Genomic DNA, 18,058 nt, shown 5'->3' on the forward strand with positions numbered 1-18,058 from the left:
ACCCCGCCAGCGCCGCCTTCCACTCCTCGACCTGCCCCACCCCAAGATCAACCACTCGCCAAGTCAACCATGATCAAGTGCGGTTGCAGTATTAGGCGACGTTTAGGGGATCTCTCTGCCGGCGGCATCCGCGTCGCCCGCCTCCTACGATCGAAAGCACCGCTGTTCGCAGCAGGTTGAGACTCGCTCTCCGCCTGCGGCCACCGAAGCGGACTTCCGCGTGGACCCGAGTAGCGGTCCGCGTGCGGCTGCTCCCCCAGCCCTCCATCGCGCCGTCACGGCACCCTTGCCGGAGGACCCACATGACCTCACGATCAGCTCATCACCGCTCCCCCGGCCGAAGCCGCCGGGTGACCAGGCCCGCCCTCGGCCTCGCCGCCGTACTCAGCGCGGGCGCGGCCGTCCTGGGCGTGTCCTTCGCCGCCACCACGCCGGCCGCGCCGCACGCCGACGCGGCGGCCCAGCCCAACCCGAACTGCACCATCAAGGTTCCGGCCAACCCGCTCACCGCCCAAGGCCTGGCCACGCCCTACACGTTGGAGGCGACCGTTCCGGCGCAGGGAGCCTGCCACGAGTCCAACGCCAACCAGTCGGCGTTCGTCCAGGCCACCGTCCTCGATCCGGCCACCGGCGCGATATCCGTCTACAGTCCCCTGGTCACCGACAAGGGCACCGCCCCCGCCGTGGCGCCCGTCGTCCCGACGCTGCCGGCCAACGCCGTGGTGGGGATCTGGTTCGGCTACAACGGCAACGTCCTGACCCTGGCCGGCCAGACCGCCACCGGGAAGTGCGTGGGCGGCACCCCGGGAGGACAGCCGTTCGGCCAGTTCGCCTACTGCAACGCGCCGGCCTTCTTCACCGCCGCCAACTCCGCGGAAGCGGCGGGCAAGCTCGCGGTGCCGCCCCTGGGCACGGCCCGCGACGGCAAACCCTGCCCGACCACCCGTGACTTCGGCGTGGTCGACCAGGACCAGAGCGACAACGTCACCGCCGAGTACCTGTCCACCGCCCAGGGCACGACCGCCCAGAAGACCGCGAAGAATCTCGCCACCATGAGCGGCGGCGGAGCGGCGCGCCCCACCGCACTGCTCAACGGCAGCGACAACCTCCTGCTCGACAACTTCCTGGACCCCGCCCTGGGTTGCACCCCGTGGACGGCCCCCGACCTCGCCGACCCCGGCAGCAAGGTCACCTCGCTCGCACTCAACGAACTCCAGGCCGCCAAGTACCAGGCCATGCCCGTCGCACTCGTCCCGCTCAGCGACCCCATGGTCAACGAGAACAACCAGCAGAACCGGAACAAGACCAACCTCTACCGCGCGGGCGTGAACCAGCCCGCACTCGGCGCCGCGGCCAACGGCGATCCGACGGCCTACTGCACCAACCTCACCACGCTCGGCGCCCAGCGCATCAACCTCGACAAACAGTTCACCACCGCCGTCCCCTCACCCCAGGACGGCCAGAACCTCTTCGACTTCCTCACCCAGCGCCTCGCCGCGTCCGCCACCGGTCTCGGCTGCCAGCAGCCCACGCCGACACCGTCCGCGACACCGACCGCCACCGGTCCTTCACCGTCGAGCAGGACCACACCGTCCGCGACACCGACCGCCACCGGTCCTTCACCGTCGAACAAGCCCACACCGACCGCCAAGCCCACCGCCACCCCGACCGGCAAGCCGACCCCCGCCCGGCCCTCCGCCACCTGCTCCCCGGCGCAGTTGCTCGGCAATCCCGGCTTCGAGACCGGTACGGCCGCGCCTTGGACGGCCACCGACTCCGTGATCTACGACTCCACGGGAATGCAGCCCCGCACGGGCAACTGGGATGCCTGGCTGGGCGGTTACCCCTACGCCGCCACCGACACCCTGTCCCAGCAGGCGACCGTGCCGGCCGGCTGCAAGGCCAGCCTCAGCTTCTGGCTGCACGTCGCCAGCTGCGACCCGTCCACCGGCGCCGACACCCTGACCGTCAAGGCCAACTCGACCACCCTGGCCACCTACACCAACCGGGACGCGTCCGACGGCTACGTGCACAAGACCCTCGACCTCTCAGCCTTCGCAGGCCAGAAGGTGACGATCACCTTCACCGGAGTCGAGGCCACGGGCGCCGAGCAGACCAGCTTCGTGATCGACGACACCGCGCTCAAGGTCTCCTGACCACGTCGGCGAGCGATCAGGACGAACGGGTCCGAGGACGCACGCACCGGCGCACCGGCCGACCGCCGTGTCGCCCACCCCGTCCGAACACCGCTCCCATCCGAACACCGCCCCGGCGGGCGCGGCATCCCGCCGCGCCCGCCGGAACCGTCCACGACCGATGTCCACCGATGCCGGCGCCGGTGCGCCGGGCAGTTCCCGAGGGCGGGCCATGCTACTCCGGCAACCGCGGCCACGCAGCCGAAGCCGCTCGCGACACCTCCGCTAAGAAGCCCCTAAGGCTCCGCTAAATTTCCCCGAATCCCGCCCGCAGTACCCAGCTGACCAGCGGAAATCCACGACAACCGGGGCCGTGGCCGGCCTACCGGCCCGGTGTGCCCGCCCATGCCCGCTGGCCGGTTCGAAGACACCGTCAACCGGATCGGCCCGTCGGCTACGGTGTGCGCCATGACATCCGTCCTCGTGGTGGAAGACGACCCCGCCATCCGTGCCTCGTTGATAGAACTGCTGGCCAGCCACCAGATGGTGGTCCGCAGTTCCCCCGACGGGTTCGGCGCGCTGCGCGAGGTCGCCCAGTGGCAGCCGGACGCCGTGGTGCTGGACCTCGGCCTGCCGGACCTCGACGGCGCCGACGCGCTGAAGATGATCCGCGGACTGTCCCAGGTCCCCGTGCTGGTGGCGACCGCGCGGGACGACGACGCCGAGATCATCAAGCTGCTCAACGCGGGCGCGGACGACTACCTGGTCAAGCCGTTCTCCGGCGGGCAGTTGCTCGCCCGGCTGACCGCCGTACTACGTCGCTGCACCGGCCCCGCCCGCACGTTCGCCCCTGGGGGCGGCGCCCCCGGGGCGGGCCCTGGGCCGCTGGTGCTGGGCGATCTGCGGATCGACCCGCTCGCCCGGACGGTCCATCTCGCCCGCCGCGAGATCGGCCTGACCCGGCGCGAGTTCGACCTGCTGTCGTTCCTGGCGCTGAACGCCGACCGGGTGATCTCCAAACGGCAGCTGCTCGCCGAGGTGTGGCGGCAGACGTACGTGGACGAGCAGACCGTGGACGTGCACCTGTCCTGCCTGCGCCGGAAGCTGGGCGAGCGCGCCGCCCGGCCGCGCTTCCTGCACACCGTCCGGGGCGTGGGGGTCAAGCTGGTGTCGCCCCGGTGAGATCCGCCCTTGCCACGGTCGCACTCGCGGTGACGGTCATGGTCACCGTGTCGTTCCTCGTCCCCCTCGCTCTGCTCCTGCGCACCCACGTCCAGACCCAGGCGATGCTCGCCGCCGAGCAGCGCGTGAACACCACGATGCCGCTGCTGACACTGGACCCGGACCAGCCCGATCTCGCCAAGGCGGTGGCCCGCACGGACACCACGGGCCAGCTCTGCATCCATCTGCCCGACGGCAGCCGGCTGGGCACCACGCACGCCGAAACCCCGTTGCTGAACCGGGCGACGCAGGGCAGGACCACTCTGACCGGCGACGTTCCCGGAGGCCGGGACTACCTCCAGCCCGTCCTGCTCGACCACGACCAGATCGCCGTGATCGAGGAGTTCGTGCCCGATTCGGAGCTGAACCGCGGACTGACCCGGGCCTGGACCATCATGGCCCTGCTCGCCACCGGACTGGTCATCGGCTCGGTGCTGGTCGCCGACCGCCTCGGCGCCCGCGTGGTGCGCGCCTCACGCAAGCTCTCCCACGCCGCGGCGGCCTTCGGCGCGGGTGATCTCGGAACCCGCGTCGAACCCACCGGCCCGCCCGAACTCAGGGCGGTCGGCGACGCCTTCAACACCATGGCCGACCGGGTCAGGCAGCTGCTGGCGACCGAGCGGGAGCTGGTCGCCGACCTGTCGCACCGGCTGCGCACCCCGATGACCGCGCTGCGCCTCGCAGCCGAACGGATCGGCTCCGCACCGGCCGCACCCCAGCTGGCGAAGGCGGTCGAACAACTCGAGGCCGAACTGGACGCGATCATCGTCGCCGCCCGCACGCCCCTGTCCACCAGGCCCACCAGGGCGCAGTCGGGCATCGCGCCCGGCGGCACGGGCGCCGGACGACTCGACCCGGCCCCGGGTGAGTCATGCCAGGTGTCCGAGGTCGCCGCCCACCGCGTCGGCTTCTGGGCCGTCCTCGCCGAGCAACAGGGCCGGGCCTGCACTTTCGAGGCGACCGACGAGCCAACGCCGGTCCAGCTGCCGGCCGATCACGTCGCGGCCGTAGTCGACGCCCTGGTGGGCAACGTGTTCCGGCACACCCCGGACGGCACCCGCTTCACCGTGAGCGTACGGCGGACCGCCCAGAGCGTCGTCCTGGTGGTCGAGGACGGCGGGCCGGGCATCGCGGACCCGGTCGTCGCACTCTCCCGAGGGGCCAGCGGCGCCGGATCGACCGGCCTCGGTCTGGACATCGCGCGCAACGCGGCCGAGTCCACCCGCGGCAGCCTCCGCATCGGGGCCGGCCCGCTGGGTGGAGCACGGGTGGAGCTGGACCTCGCACTGGCGACCCAGGAGCGCCGGCCCCTCGGCCGCCGTTGGCGCAACCGCCGTCGGGGAGCGCAGAAGCCGCGCGGCCGGCACGGCTGAGGGACCGAGACGCAGCAAGGCTCGACTCCCTTCCGCCCGCGACCCGAACACAATCGAAAGAATCCTTTACTGACGGAACGTCTCACGAACGCATTCGCACACTGACGATTCATCACCTTTCGCCGACCGCTACCAGCTGGTAAATTCCGCTTCCCGCCAAGGTCTTGTCACCGGTGGACCTTGGCGGCGCCGGATCCGGAGATCCTCCAGGGAACGCCCGCCATGGATTCCACTGGTCACGGCGCCGAGCGAGATTGCCTCACCCACGGCATCCTCCGGCCCGCCGCGGCACCCGGCCCCACCTCCGCACCCGGGGCCGAGCAGTGACTGTTCGACCACATGCCTTCCCACCGGCATGCTCAGGAGTGAAGATGCCACATTCGGGGACCGCGACGATCCCGGAAGCTGATGCCGCCCACCGGCTCCCGGGCAGCCAACAGCCGGACGGGCCCATCGCCACCCAGTCGACACGACGCCACCACGAGGCCGTGTTGGCGTACGCCCACACGTGCAGCACCGACAGCCGCGCCGCGCAGGAGCTCGCGCACGAGGCGTGGCAGCGGGCAGGGAAAGCCGACGGCCCCGGCGGCGCCCCGGCCCCGAGCCGCCTGCGCCTGCTGGCCGGGGTGACCAGGACGGCGGCCGAATGGGCCGACACGGGACGTGGATCGGCACTGAGCCCGGCCTTCACCGCCTGGCTCGCGGACCTTCCCCGGCCCGGCGACGGAGATACGTCGGCGCGCGCGGCGCTCACCGCTGCGGAAGCGGACTCGCTCATCCTGAGCGCGTTCGAAAGCCTGCCCGCGGCACGACAGGAAGATCTGTGGCAGCGCCTCGACGACACGACCGGGTCGCCCGCCCCGTGCACCGACAGCCCTGTCGGACGCCGTCTCCAGGACGCCTGCCTCCAGGCGTACGCCTCCCGCGCGCCCCAGCGCTCCTGCCGGCACCTGGCCGCACGCCTCGGCGACCACGTCCGACACACCACCAGCGGCGAACCCGACGACCTCGACCGCCACCTCGCCAAGTGCGAGAGCTGCCGAGGTCTCCGGGCGGACCTCGACGCCATCCGCACCTGGCAACGGCCCGCCCTGCTCAAGGCACTGGTGCTGTGGAACGCGGGACCGTCACCGTCGGCCGTGGCCCTCGCACCCGAGCCGGAGCCCCAGGGCCCCGTACCCGGCGATCCGAAATCCGACGATCCCAACCCCGGTACCCACCAAAGGAGTCGGCGCCTGCCCCGACCGGCTCGCACCGACGGTCGAACCGGCCGGCGCCTGCTCATACCCGTCGCCGCGGCAGGCGCCGGGGCCCTGGCCGCACTCGCCATCGCCGGCCTGCTCCTCACCACCGTGGAGAGGGCCGGGGAACATCTGCAGCCGGCCGACGCCCCGACCCTGCCCGCTCCCGGCAGACCGCTGCCGACCAACAGCTTCGACAGTGCGTCCCCGGAGATCGGCTCGGCCGCGATGTCCTCCCTTCCGCCCACCCCGGCCGCCGCACCCGCCCCGACCGCCGCGCCCACCGACACCCCCGCATCGCCCACGCAACCGGCGACCGCCACACCCACCGACACCACCCCTTCGCCCACGCAACCGGTCGCCGGGCTTCCGCTCGTCAACCGCGCCTCGGAGCTCTGTGTCGGCCCCACGACCGCCGCACAGGCCGTCACACAGGTGGCCGCGCAGACCACCGCGCAGACCGCCGGCCCGCTGCAGCTCCAGCAGTGCAACGGCCAGGCCACCCAGCGCTGGCAGCGGCTACCAGCCGGACAGGACACCTACCAGCTGCGCAACACCGGGACCGGGACATGTCTCGACGGCACCACGGCGGGCGGGAACAGCGTCACCGTCACCCTCCAGGCCTGCCGATCCGATGCCGGGCGTACCGAGCAGCTCTGGCGATTCGCTCCGGCCCCCCAGGCAGCCGCATTCCGCCTCCTGTTCGTGCCGCCGGTCTCCTCCGGCGACTATCCCGCACACCTCCTGGGCCCCCAGGACTGGCCGAAGGAGAATCCACCGCACCCGGGCTCACTCCTGGTGCACCTGCCGAACTACTACAACTCCGACAGCTTCCTCTTCACCATGGGCTGACCAGGGACCCGGACATCGGCACAGGCTCAGAAGTGGGTACCGATGGCCGTCGGGGTCTGGCTGGGCATGCCGGTCGGCATTCCGCCGGCCGTCGGGCTGGGGGCCAGCGCGAGGAACTGGCGGCAACCGAGGCCAGTGAAGGAGTCGGCCAACCGCTGGTTCAGGAAGTCGAACAGCGTGCGTCCGGGCTGCGGCGAGGCGGCTTTGGCAGTGAACTCCTCGTCCCGCAGGAGCCGTTGGGTGTCCACGGTGGCGAGGGCCTGACAGTAGGTGCGGAGATCAGCGGTTGTGGCGTGGTCGGCCCGCGGCGGGTTACCGTCAGCGGGGAACTGCCGGTTCCGGTCCTTGCCTGCCGTGGTCGGCCGGCCGGTGGGGCTTCCGGGGAGCGGGGCCAGGCCCACGGGGGATGCCTTGAAGTTCGCCACCTGGAGCTCGTTCAGGGCGAGCGAGGTGACCTTGCTGCCCGGGTCCGCCAGGTCGGGAGCCGTCCACGGCGTGCAGCCGAGCGCCGGGTCGATGAAGTTCGTGAGCAGCAGGTTGTCGCTGCCGGTGGGCGGTGCGACGGCGCTGCGTACCACGGTCGAGCCGGACAGCCGGCCGGTGGTGGCGGCCGTCCGCTGTGCTGTCGAACCGCGCACGGTGATCAGGTACTCGGTGGTCACGTTGCCGTCGTGGTCCTGCCCGACGATGCCCAGGTCGCGGGTGGTCGGGCAGGGGCGGCCGTCGCGGGCCATGCCCAGCGGCGGCACGACGAGCCGACCGGCGCTCTGCGCGGACCACGCGGAGTTGAAGAACTCGGCGGCATTGCAGGAGGCGAACTGGCCGAACGGCTGCTTCGGCGAACGGCCCGCGCACCTGCCGGCGGCGGCGTGGCCGGCCAGGGTGAGGGTGTTGCCGTCGAAGCTGAACCAGATGCCGACGACAGCGTGTTCGGGCAGCTTGGGCACAACGGGGGCGACGGCGGGCTCGCTGCCCTTGTCGGTCACCAACGGGTTGTAGACGAAGACCGTTCCGGTGTCCGGGTCGAGCACGGTGGCCTGCACGAAGGCCGCCTGGTGCGAGTTGGTCTCGTGGCAAGGGCCCTTGGCGGGGTCGGTGGCTGTCAGGACGTAGGGGGTGGCCAGCCCGCGGGCGGTGAGTGGTGCGTCGGGCACGGTGAGCGTGCAGTCCGGATCGGAGGGGGCGGGCGGGGCAGCGACGGGGACGGTGTCGGCGAAGGAGACACTCAGCAAGGACGCGCCGACGACGAGCAGCCCACCGAGGGTCAGGCTGAGCTTGGCCGCCCGGCCTCGGCTGCCCGGGGACTGGTGCCTGTTCAGGGTTCTGGGCATACGTCAATCATCCTTTCGTCGTCGGACGTCGAAGGCGGTGGTACGGATACGATCGACGGTGCATCGATCCGAATCCTGGGCGGGGCCCGCCGATCGCGCAGGACACGCTGCTTGGTGGGTTGACGCCCGTCAGGGGTTCTGCCAGGAGTCGATGATGTACACGGGCGGCTGGGGCTGGGTGGGCTGCGGCCACTGGACACCGGTGGTCCAGGTCAGGTCCGTGGACGGGTACTGCGCCTCGACGCCGGCCGGATACGCGGACCCGGGCCGGCCGGGGAAGGCCTGGGGTGCGTCCGGCTGGGGGTACGCCGGCTGCTGTCGGAGGTCGAGCGCGGAGGCGAGTCTCTCTGGGGCCCAGAACGTGGCAGGCGTCTGGGGCATGGCCTGGTACTGCTGCTGCTGTTGTTGGAGCGCCGCCTGTTCGGCCAGGTACTGCTGGCGCTCAGCGACGAGCATGGCATTGAGTTCGCCGGTGTCCCACCCGTTCACCGCGAACTGGGCCTGGTACTGCTGCTGCTGTTGTTGGAGCGCCGCCTGTTCGGCCAGGTACTGCTGGCGCTCAGCGACGAGCATGGCATTGAGTTCGCCGGTGTCCCACCCGTTCACCGCGAACTGGGCCTGGTACTGCTGCTGCTGTTGTTGGAGCGCCGCCTGTTCGGCCAGGTACTGCTGGCGCTCGGCGACGAGCATGGCATTGAGTTCGCCGGTGTCCCATTGGGTGGTGACGGGTTGCGCGCTCGCGGGTTCTTCGGTGGCCGCGGGTTCGCCGGGCGGGAAGTCCACGTCGAGGGCGAGCAGGGCGGAGGATTCACCGAAGACCGGCAACTGGTCGCCGGATGTCGCGGTGTTCGCGCGCTCGCCGGGGGTGGTGAGATCGGTGGCCAGCAGACGGCGGTTGGCGTTGACGCCGGTGGTGTTCCTGCCCGCGCCGTACAGGAACTTGATCAGCAGGACGAAGGCGACGGCGGCCATGTTGATGCCGTAGGACCAGATGACCCAGCCCTTGGCCGACCGGCCGGCCTCCAGTCCGTGGGCGAGGGCGAGCGGCCAGGAGGCGTAGGCGACCCAGTGCATGGGCCGCCACAGCCTGGTGAGGCGGGGGTTGGCGGCGAACCGTCCACGCAGTGCGCCGGTCACGGCGGCGAGGACGAGTAGTTCGGCGGCGAGAGTGCCGACGCCGACCACGAACCGGGTGCCGGGAGCGAACGGCACCACGGCCGCGGCCGGCACGGCGTGGCCCTCGGCGACCTTGTTTCCGACGTGGATCACCAGGGTCACCACAGCGGCCGTGGACAGCGCGCGGTGCAGCGCCTGGACGACCACTCGGTGACGTGGTGTCAGGATCGTACGATCGGCTGCGAGCAGGCCGAGGGTGACGCTGCCGCTGAGGGCCATCAGCGTCAGCACGCCGAAGAAGAAGTCGACGAACCGGTGCACCGCCTCCGTGCCGCTGCGGTTGTGCGCCGTCGCCGGGAGCTGGAGAGCCTGCAACACGGTCGCGACCACGCCGAGGACCACCACCAGCGCGACGGCCAGGATCGGAACGGGCAACCGCGGCAGCTCCGGGGCCTCCCCGGCGACTGCGGCGCGAAGCCGCCCGAACGCCCCCGCTGCCGAACGACGGCTTGGTGAATTCGATTTCCTCAAGGTCTCTCCTCGTCGAGTGGCGGCCGCCTGATCTCATGGCAGACCGGTTCACACACTTTCCGGCGACACCGGAGACCTGCACGGATGATCGGCGCCGCCCTGAGTGCACGAGTGAACTTCCGGGCAGGTTGCTGCGGCGGGCCTACCAGTGGTTGCCGAAGACCGGAGTGGGGCCGGAACCCGTCATGGTCGGCATACCGGTCGGCATCGACGTCGGAACGCCGGTGGGCATACCGGTCGGCATCGGCGCCGGCATGCCGGTGGGCATACCGGTGGGCTTGGGCATCGGCATACCGGACTTTCCGCTGGTGGGCATACCGCTCGGCTTACCGGAGGGCATGCCGGTGGGCTTGGGCGTCGGCATACCGGACTTTCCGCTGGTGGGCATACCGCTCGGCTTACCGGAGGGCATACCGGATCCGGTCATGCTGACCGACGGCACCGGGGCGCCGGGAGATCCTGCCGCCGGAAGGGTCGGGACGCATGCGACGGCAAGCACCGACGTGCCCGCGGCCAGGAGGCCGTACACCACCGGTCGGCGGCCGGTCGGCGGGCGCACGCCACTGCGGGGACGGGAAGCGGGAGTTCGGGATGAGCGTTCCATGCTGCGTTCCTCCAGGATGGGTGATCCGATGGGTGTGGTACGACAGGTGGCGGAGCTGGGGGACCCCGGCCGGCGGCTCACCGCTTCGTCGGTGGCGACCCGCCACGGCGCTTCGGCGGCCGATTCCGCCATGGGGGCACCGACTTCGGCGACGTGTTCCCAGAGCGGGCGAACTGTGCAACGCAGCTCGGCGGCTCGTTCCGGGGCGGCTGCCCCGGTGGGGACGGTCATGTCGTTCATGGGGTGATCCTCACTGTGCGGGTCGGGGACACGAGGGGCCGCAGGTGGAACGGCAGGAAGCCGGGGGCCGGCGGCACGGTGTGTGCCAGGGGCGTGAAGCCCGTGGTCCGTCTGCCGGACGGACCGTGCGGCGGAGCGGTCGGGGAAACCGCGAGCCCGGTACGGAAAGCCCTCGGAGCCGGGCTGACTGAGACCGACACTAAGGCCTGTCCATTCTCCGAAACACCGCCTCCGTGGAACTTTCGGTTCTGCTAAGGGATCGCTCACCCCTGGCTTCGCCGTGCCTCGGGACGTGCCGGAGCCGATTGCCAACAACGTTGTGCCGTACCGGAGTTGTCAGAGCTGTCCGACCAGGGCGGGACAGGTCCACAGTTGGAGCGGGGTGCCGTTGGCCCGGTATCCGTCAAGTACGTCCAGGCACAGCCCGGATCTGGCGTTGGCCAGATTGCCGTCCGGGCGCACGGTCCACTTCTGGCTGTCCGATCCGGTGCAGAGGCCGGCCATCACCCGGGTGCCGTCCTGCCCGGAGTCCTTTACGGGAGCAAGGCAGAGCGTGCTGTTGGCTGTGCGCAGTTCGTCGGCGGCGGTACGGGTCCACTGCTGCGTGGCGCGCCCGTCGCAGGTCCAGATCTGCAGGCTGCCGTCCGGGCCGGCCGTCAGGCAGTTGCCGGACGCGGCGTCCACCAGCACCTGGGCGGCGGCTACGGGCGGGGCCGAGGGCACGGTGCCGACCGGCGCGGGTACGGCGGAACCCGGCGTGCTACCGACCGGCGCGGGTACGGCGGAACCCGGCGTGCTACCGACCGGCGCGGGTACGGCGGGGCTCGGCGTGCTACCGACCGGCTGCGGGGACGGCGACCCGCTCGGGAAGGACGACGCGAACGGCGAAAGCGAGGAAGTGTTCTGCACAAGCGGGCCGCCGGGGATGGCCACCGCCATCCCGTCCGCGGGGCCGGCCGGCGCGGTCAGTCCCAATATCTGCGTATACAGGACCACTCCCACCGTCAAGGCCAGCACGACGAACAGCACCGTCCTGCGGGTGAGCCGGCGGGCGGTGGCCCCGGATAACTGTGGATCTCGGCGTCTTCCGGGACCGGGATCACCGGCGCGGTGCTCGGCGGACGGATCCGCTTCGCCGATGACCGGGAACACGACCGTCTCCGCCTCGGTTCCCGCCTCCGGCACATCGAGGTCCTGGACGTATGGCGGGATGCGCAGGTCGAAGCGGGAATCCGGCGGGAACGGGGCGTCGGATCGTGGATTGCAGATGTGGCCGGTGCCGGGCCCGTCGAAAGGGCAGCGCTGACATCGTGATCTGGAGTGCATTGGCACGACTCTCTTTGCTGTTATGCCGCCGGCAGTTGCGGCGCTGGTGGCCGGCCACGCGCCGGCGCCGACGCGATCGCCCGGGCTGCTCGTCACCCCGGTAGCTCGTCCGGGGTGACGAGCAGGGGTGCCGCCGGGCGGGGGGGAAGGGCCCGGCGGCACCGGTCCTACTGCCCTGCGTTGCAACAGGGCGGGAACTGGCTGATGGGCGTGGTGGTGGGTGTGGTGGTGGGCTTGCCACTCGTGCTCGGGCTCGGGTTCGCAGTGGGCTTGCCACTCATGCTCGGGCTCGGGTTCGCAGTGGGCTTGCCACTCATGCTCGGGCTCGGGTTCGCAGTGGGCTTGCCACTCATGCTCGGGCTCGGGTTCGCAGTGGGCTTGCCACTCATGCTCGGGCTCGGGTTGCCGGTCGGAGTCGGTCCGGTGCTCGGGGTCGGGGCGGGCTGCTTGCAGCCAAGGCCGGTAAGCGAGGCGGTGTAGCGCTGGCTGAGGAAGTCGAAGAGGTTCTGCCCGGCCTGCGGCGAGGTCGCAGCGGTGGTGAACTGCCTGTCGAGGGCGATGCGTTGGGCGCCGACGGTGGTCATGCCGGTGCAGTACGCCGACGGGTCACCGTTGGCGGCGCCGCCCAGCGGCGGCTGGTCCACACCCGCGCGGTACAGGTTGACCTTGGCCGGGTCCTGCATGCCGCCTTCCTGGACCATGGGGTCACTGAGCGGGACCAGGGCGATTGGGGCGGCCTGGAACTTGGCCGCCTGCAGCTCGTTCAGCGCGAGCGAGGTGACATTGCTGCCGGGGTCGGCGAGGTCCGGGGCGGTCCACGGGGTGCAGCCGAGGGCGGGGTCGATGAAGTTGTCGAGCAGCAGGTTGTCACTGCCGTTCAGCAACGCGGTGGGCTGCATCATCTTCCTCTTCCTGCCCAACGCGGCGGAGTTCTTCTTGGTCTTCTGTGCCGTTGCGCCCTTCGCCGTCGCCAGGTACTCGGAGGTGACGTTGTCGCTCTGGTCCTGGTCGATGACACCGTAGTCGCGGGTGGTCGGGCAGGGCTTGCCGTCCTTGGCGGTACCCAGCGCCGGAATCTTCAGCTTGCCGGCCTTGTCGGCCTCATTCGCCGCGGTGAAGAAGGCGGGAGCGTTGCAGTAGGCGAACTGCCCGAACGGCTGGCCGCCCGGGGTGCCGCCGACGCACTTTCCGGCGGCGGTCTGCCCGGCCATGGTCAGGACGTTGCCGTTGAATCCGAACCAGATGCCGACGACGGCACCGGCCGGCAGGGTCGGAACGACGGGCGCGGCGGCGGGCGCGGTCCCCTTGTCCACCACGAGGGGGTTGTAGACGGACACCGCTCCGGTGGCCGGGTCGACCACGGTGGCCTGGACGAACGCCGACTGGTTGGCGTTGGCCTCGTGGCACGCCCCCTGAGCGGCGTCGGTGGCCGACAGGACGTACGGCGTGGCCAGGCCCTTCGCGGTGAGCGGGTTGGCGGGCACCCTCAGGGTGCAGTTCATGTTGGGCTGGGCGGGCGGCGCGGGCGTGGTGGCGGCGAAGGACACTCCCAGGGCGGCGGCGCCGACGGTGAGCACGCCACCCAGGCCGAGGCTGAGCGCCATCACCTTGCGGCTACGACCGGGGGCGCGATGGTGAGACGAATCGTGTTTCATGTCAGTACTCCTGAAGGAGGCATCGGCGCGGCGGATGCCTCGTCGGGGAAGAAGCAGGAGGCGATTGCCGACAGGGGGAGGATCGTAATCACGGTCGTTCTCCGGCAATGGCCGGCCAGGACGGTTACGGGCTGACGGCCCGGCAGATCGGTCGCCGGTGACACGGATGCTAGGAGATCCACGCACTCGATGCTCCGTTCAGCACCATTCCTAAACGACACATAAGGTTTTGCTCATTCAGGAGAGTGCTCACCCGGCCCGACGGGCACGGCCGACATTTCCGGCACACTTCCGGTGATCCACTTCATGGCGACAAGGGCGTCACAGCCACCGCCACATCGGCTCCGACCTGCAGTGTCCTGACCCAGCGGGCGCCTTTGCGGGCCGCGGACGAGACTGAGCAAATCCTTAGCAATCTCTTAAGGCATATGCCGCCAACGGACCTTGACGTCTTTATGCCTATACGCTCAGCGGCGTACCGCAGGCCGGAACCTTCCTGTCCCGTCCCGCGGTTGCCATCCAGGTCGCGGTCTCCCGCCGCCGTTCCTGAGGTGACGACCGGCACTGGATCCGCCGGGCCGGACACCGACCCGGTTTCAACCCATCACGGCGCAATCGAACTCCAGATCAGACCCGGTAGGGAATGGCATTTGATGCTTTGTTCATCCGTGTACTTCGAAGTGATCGCCGTGGTGTCTGCACGCCCGTTCGACTGCCGGCGGATGAGGAGTCCCGTCGGCAGAGAGTCGAGAAGCCCTGCCGATGGAGACATGCGATGGAGACATTCGAGTGCTTCGGGGCGGAAAGTCCCGGCGAGGTCACTCCAGACGTAACTGCCGGGGCGCTCTGGCCGCTCGCCTGGCTGCCCCGGCCCGCACGCTGCTCGACACCCTCGTGGCGGCCGCCGAGGCCTGCCCGCGCGCCCCCGCGCTGGACGCCGGCAGAGAGGTGCTCGACTACCGCACGCTGCTGCACCAGGTCGCCGAGTTCGCCGGCCGGCTCGCCGCCGCGGGGATCGGCCGGGGCGACCGGGTCGGTGTGCGGGTGCCGTCCGGCACCGCCGTTCTCTACCTCGCCGTCCTCGCCGTGCTGCGGGTCGGCGCCGCGTACGTCCCGGTGGACGCCGACGACCCGGACGAGCGGGCCGAGATGATCTGGCGGGACGCCCGGGTCTGCGCGGTGCTCGCGGCCGGCACGGCCCGGCTGCTGACCACCGGGGTGAAGCCCGGCAGCTATCCGCGCGGCGGCTCGGTGCACCTGCGGCTGTGGGCCGCCGAACGGACGGTCGCGATGTTCAACGTCGCAGCAGTGGCTGGTACCCCATTGGCCCGCTACTACGCCGCCCGAGCACTTGGCTGTGAGATCGGTGAAGACCTCCATATGCACGCGATGCCGCCGGTGAGCGGCCTCGTCCGGTTCGGCGCGGGCTGCTCGATCGAGCCCGAGGTCGACCTGGCCGGCTGGTGGCTGGACGGCGACCTGCTGCACCGGGCGCGGTCGAGGTCGGCGAGGGCGCCCGGGTCGGCACCCGGTCCACCCGGGGCGGCGTCGGGGACCGGGCGGGCCGGCGACGTTCCGGCTGGCCTCGCCCCGAGCATCACCGGTCGCGCCGCTGGGAACTCGTCTACAGCCTTGGCCTGTTCGGCTTCGGCCTGCTGCCGCTGGCCTCCGCGGCTCCGTCCCGCGGCTGGACGAGGTGCACCTGACCGAGGGCTCGTCGATCGGGCCGCACTCGATCATCCTGCCTGGGGCCGCCCTCGGGCCGGGCTCGCCGGTCGGCGCGGCCTCGCTGGTAATGCGCGGCGAGGAGGTGCCACCGGCCACTCGCTGGCTCGGCAACCCGGTAGCCACCTGGTCGCAGACGCTCACCGAAACCCCCGGGCACCGCAGCCGCGGAAAACACCGCGCGTCCAAGGCCGGACGGACAGCCCTGACGATGCCTCACCCGCCATAGGCAATGAACTCGGGACCGAGTACCTCGCAACGCTGAACGGCGGTCAGCAGAAGACCGAGGCAACACAGCACGGTCCACCGATCGGACGCGCTCCGGTCGGGCACAGGCCCGCCACCGGCCATCCACCCCTGGCGCAGGCGGAGCCCCGGAGACGAAAGGCGCCGCCACCGTCACCTCCGCCGAGCTGGAGCACGGTCTCACCCAGGCATGAGCCCCGGATCGGCGATGGATCGCCCCCAACTTCCTTCCATAGACTTCCCGTTGGAGACCATGATGGATCCCACCACCCACCCCGGCAGCCGCCCCGTCGCGGGCCCGGCCACGTCCGCCGTGCCCGATCTGCTGAGGGCCGTACACCTGGTCGATGTCGCCGCTCCCGGCATGGCGGGCCTGGCCTTGTGGCTGGCCGGCAGCGGCGCCGACGTCACCGGCAGCGTCCCCGAGGCCGACCGGGACAACCCGGCGGTGGCCGCGCTGAGAGCTGTCGGCGTCCAGGTGCGGGTGGGCTTCGAGCCTGAGCACGTGCGCACCGACCGGTCCGCCGTGGTGTGGTCGGGTGTCTTCGCCGGGGCACATCCCGAACTCGACCACGCCCAGGTGCTGCGGCTGCCGATTCTCGGCCGGGCCGTCGCGCTCACGGCCATCTGTGCCCAGGCAGGGTCCGGGGCGGTGGCGGTGGCGGGCAGTCACAGCACCGCGAGCGCGGCAGCCGCCCTGGCGGCCGTGCTGGATGACGGCCGGACGGGCTGGGTCCTGAACGCCCCGGCCGGCGGTGGCAGCGCCGGCCACGCCGGGGACGGCCGGATCGTCGCGGACTTCTGCCCTGACACCACCACCCATGAGGCCGCTCCGCCCGGCGCCTGGCAGCACCGCCCCGCACCGCACTTCCTCGACCACGAGCCCCACTTCGCCGCCGCGCTCATCCTGTCCACCGGCGCGAACGCCCCGCACTACGAGGACAACATCGCGGGCCTCGACGCCGCCGAGCGCCTCGCCCGCCGCGCCGACACCGTCATCCTGCCCACCTGGGACAACGGCGTGAAGATCCTGCGCGAGCGCCTGGGTGACCGGCCCGGACCGCATGTGGTCACCGTCGGCACCGACCCGGCCGACACCGTGTGGATCACGAGGCCCCGCTGGACCGGCGAGGACTTCCGCGTCACCCTTCGACACGAGGGGACGGACCACGCCTTCGTCCTCCCGGTCACCGGCCGCCACCACGCGCTGGCCGTGTGTGCCGCCATCGCCACCGCCCTGATCCTGGGCGAGGACCCGCGGGCCCTCGCCGAGCGAGCCGGCGCCTTCCGCGGCGTCGAGCGCTCGCTGGCCACGGTTGGCACGCAGTCCGGCATCACCGTGGTGGACTCCCGTGCCCGGCACCCGCGCGAGATCGCCCAGGACGTCACGGCCGCCCGGATGCTCACCGAGGGCTCGCTGGTCGTGGTCCTGGAGCCGGACGGCATCGCCCGCACCAGCGCGCACGCAGCCGAACTCGGCGCCGCTCTCGGCGATGCCGACCACGCGGTGCTGCTGCCAATCAGCACCCCGCTTGCCGCCCACCTCGCACCTGATCCGCTGGACGAGGTCGAGCAGGCCGCCCTCCGGGCGCTCGGAGCAGGAGCCGTCCACCGCGTCCGCTCCCGACCGTGTGAACCCGGTCTGGAGCAGCGGATCTTCGAGACGACCGCTGAGGGCGACCTCGTGCTGGTCGTCGGGACCGACCAGGCGGAACGGCTCGGACCGAGGCTGCTGTTCCACCTCGCCGCTCCGGGCGCACCGATCCCGCAGCAGCCGTGACCCGCCCGAACCACCCCGGCGGAGAAGACGCCGTGACCTTCGGCACTCTGCCCGACCTCACCTTGTCACCGGCCACCGCAACGCGACTGAGTGTGATGTGCAGGCCGTCGGCGGGAGTGAGGTCCAGCTCCGGCCTGGACAGGGCGCTTCTGACAGTGAGCCGTCAGTGAGTGCACGGATCGTGCGTCGTCCATCGCGATGAACCAGAGAGGCGGCGTCGGCGGGCGCCCACGCTGGCCTGCCCCAGTGGTTGACCATCGTGATCAGGGGCCTGAACGGCCGGAGGGATGCGCCGTGGCGCGATGACCGAGGGGCCCGCACCGGGCACTTTGTGCGCGGTGCGGGCCCCTCGCTGCTAGGCGGGTGCCATGGCAGAAGAACTACAGCGGGCGAATGTTCTCGGCCTGCGGGCCCTTCTGGCCCTGCGTGACGTCGAACTCGACCTTCTGGCCCTCGAGCAGCTCACGGAAGCCGTTGGCGTTGATGTTCGAGTAGTGGGCGAAGACGTCGGGGCCGCCACCCTCCTGCTCGATGAAGCCGAAGCCCTTTTCCGAGTTGAACCACTTCACAGTGCCATTAGCCATTAAAAATCTCCTTCAAGGGACTGTCCGAAGCACGCACAGCGCGGGCTTCGAGTCACCGCATGGAGCGCCCGCCGGGGAAGAGCCGGGGAACAGAAAAT

At 71.1% G+C, this 18,058-nt stretch carries 11 protein-coding genes and 1 pseudogene; 6 read left to right on the forward strand and 6 right to left on the reverse strand.

The genetic code is table 11. From position 1 onward, the window contains the following. Positions 1-350 precede the first annotated feature (350 nt). The 4 genes from ACWC9T_RS36410 to ACWC9T_RS36425 all read left to right on the forward strand — a co-directional run bounded on the left by ACWC9T_RS36410 (position 351) and on the right by ACWC9T_RS36425 (position 6,822). Positions 351-2,156, forward strand: a complete 1,806-nt coding sequence (locus ACWC9T_RS36410; RefSeq protein ID WP_449825328.1) for a hypothetical protein — start codon at positions 351-353, stop codon at positions 2,154-2,156. 447 nt (positions 2,157-2,603) lie between these two features. Further along, on the forward strand, positions 2,604-3,317 hold the full coding sequence (locus ACWC9T_RS36415; protein WP_449825329.1) for a response regulator transcription factor: 714 nt from the start codon (positions 2,604-2,606) through the stop codon (positions 3,315-3,317). Next, positions 3,314-4,729 (forward strand): sensor histidine kinase, encoded by a 1,416-nt coding sequence (locus ACWC9T_RS36420; protein ID WP_449825330.1) that lies wholly within the window; start codon positions 3,314-3,316, stop codon positions 4,727-4,729. The genes ACWC9T_RS36415 and ACWC9T_RS36420 overlap by 4 nt, the downstream gene beginning before the upstream one ends. A 371-nt stretch (positions 4,730-5,100) precedes the next feature. Further along, positions 5,101-6,822, forward strand: a complete 1,722-nt coding sequence (locus ACWC9T_RS36425) for an RICIN domain-containing protein (protein ID WP_449825331.1) — start codon at positions 5,101-5,103, stop codon at positions 6,820-6,822. A gap of 26 nt (positions 6,823-6,848) precedes the next feature. Here the strand turns inward: ACWC9T_RS36425 and ACWC9T_RS36430 are convergent, their stop codons facing one another. From ACWC9T_RS36430 to ACWC9T_RS36450, 5 genes are all read right to left on the reverse strand, one after another. Next, on the reverse strand, positions 6,849-8,153 hold the full coding sequence (locus ACWC9T_RS36430) for a hypothetical protein (protein WP_449825332.1): 1,305 nt from the start codon (positions 8,151-8,153) through the stop codon (positions 6,849-6,851). A gap of 129 nt (positions 8,154-8,282) precedes the next feature. Beyond that, positions 8,283-9,704 carry a hypothetical protein gene (locus ACWC9T_RS36435; RefSeq protein WP_449825333.1) on the reverse strand — a complete coding sequence of 474 codons (1,422 nt, stop codon included), beginning with the start codon at positions 9,702-9,704 and terminating at the stop codon, positions 8,283-8,285. A 238-nt stretch (positions 9,705-9,942) separates the two neighbouring features. After that, entirely contained in the window at positions 9,943-10,644 is a 702-nt protein-coding gene (locus ACWC9T_RS36440; RefSeq protein WP_449825334.1) for a hypothetical protein, read from the reverse strand. A gap of 336 nt (positions 10,645-10,980) precedes the next feature. Beyond that, positions 10,981-11,367: a ricin-type beta-trefoil lectin domain protein gene (locus tag ACWC9T_RS36445; RefSeq protein WP_449825335.1), complete on the reverse strand. Its 387-nt coding sequence runs from the start codon at positions 11,365-11,367 to the stop codon at positions 10,981-10,983. 770 nt (positions 11,368-12,137) lie between these two features. Next, on the reverse strand, positions 12,138-13,625 hold the full coding sequence (locus tag ACWC9T_RS36450; RefSeq protein WP_449825336.1) for a hypothetical protein: 1,488 nt from the start codon (positions 13,623-13,625) through the stop codon (positions 12,138-12,140). Between the two features lie 762 nt (positions 13,626-14,387). Between ACWC9T_RS36450 and ACWC9T_RS36455 the strand changes: the two are divergent. Then, positions 14,388-14,753, forward strand: a pseudogene (locus ACWC9T_RS36455) (AMP-binding protein); the annotation flags it as partial. A gap of 1,099 nt (positions 14,754-15,852) precedes the next feature. Next, positions 15,853-17,376 (forward strand): Mur ligase domain-containing protein, encoded by a 1,524-nt coding sequence (locus tag ACWC9T_RS36460; protein WP_449825337.1) that lies wholly within the window; start codon positions 15,853-15,855, stop codon positions 17,374-17,376. A 380-nt stretch (positions 17,377-17,756) separates the two neighbouring features. Here the strand turns inward: ACWC9T_RS36460 and ACWC9T_RS36465 are convergent, their stop codons facing one another. Beyond that, positions 17,757-17,960, reverse strand: coding sequence for a cold-shock protein (locus ACWC9T_RS36465; RefSeq protein ID WP_045694210.1), 204 nt, complete (start codon positions 17,958-17,960; stop codon positions 17,757-17,759). Between the last annotated feature and the right edge of the window lie 98 nt (positions 17,961-18,058).

The sequence above is a fragment of the Kitasatospora sp. NPDC001159 genome, assembly GCF_053598235.1.

What these genes read in the sequence shown, in the direction of transcription:
- ACWC9T_RS36465 (WP_045694210.1), bottom strand. Translation starts at nt 17,960, where the DNA reads ATGGCTAATGGCACTGTGAAGTGGTTCAACTCGGAAAAGGGCTTCGGC.
- ACWC9T_RS36450 (WP_449825336.1), bottom strand. Translation starts at nt 13,625, where the DNA reads ATGAAACACGATTCGTCTCACCATCGCGCCCCCGGTCGTAGCCGCAAG.
- ACWC9T_RS36430 (WP_449825332.1), bottom strand. Translation starts at nt 8,153, where the DNA reads ATGCCCAGAACCCTGAACAGGCACCAGTCCCCGGGCAGCCGAGGCCGG.
- ACWC9T_RS36425 (WP_449825331.1), top strand. Translation starts at nt 5,101, where the DNA reads ATGCCACATTCGGGGACCGCGACGATCCCGGAAGCTGATGCCGCCCAC.
- ACWC9T_RS36440 (WP_449825334.1), bottom strand. Translation starts at nt 10,644, where the DNA reads ATGAACGACATGACCGTCCCCACCGGGGCAGCCGCCCCGGAACGAGCC.
- ACWC9T_RS36460 (WP_449825337.1), top strand. Translation starts at nt 15,853, where the DNA reads ATGGATCCCACCACCCACCCCGGCAGCCGCCCCGTCGCGGGCCCGGCC.
- ACWC9T_RS36415 (WP_449825329.1), top strand. Translation starts at nt 2,604, where the DNA reads ATGACATCCGTCCTCGTGGTGGAAGACGACCCCGCCATCCGTGCCTCG.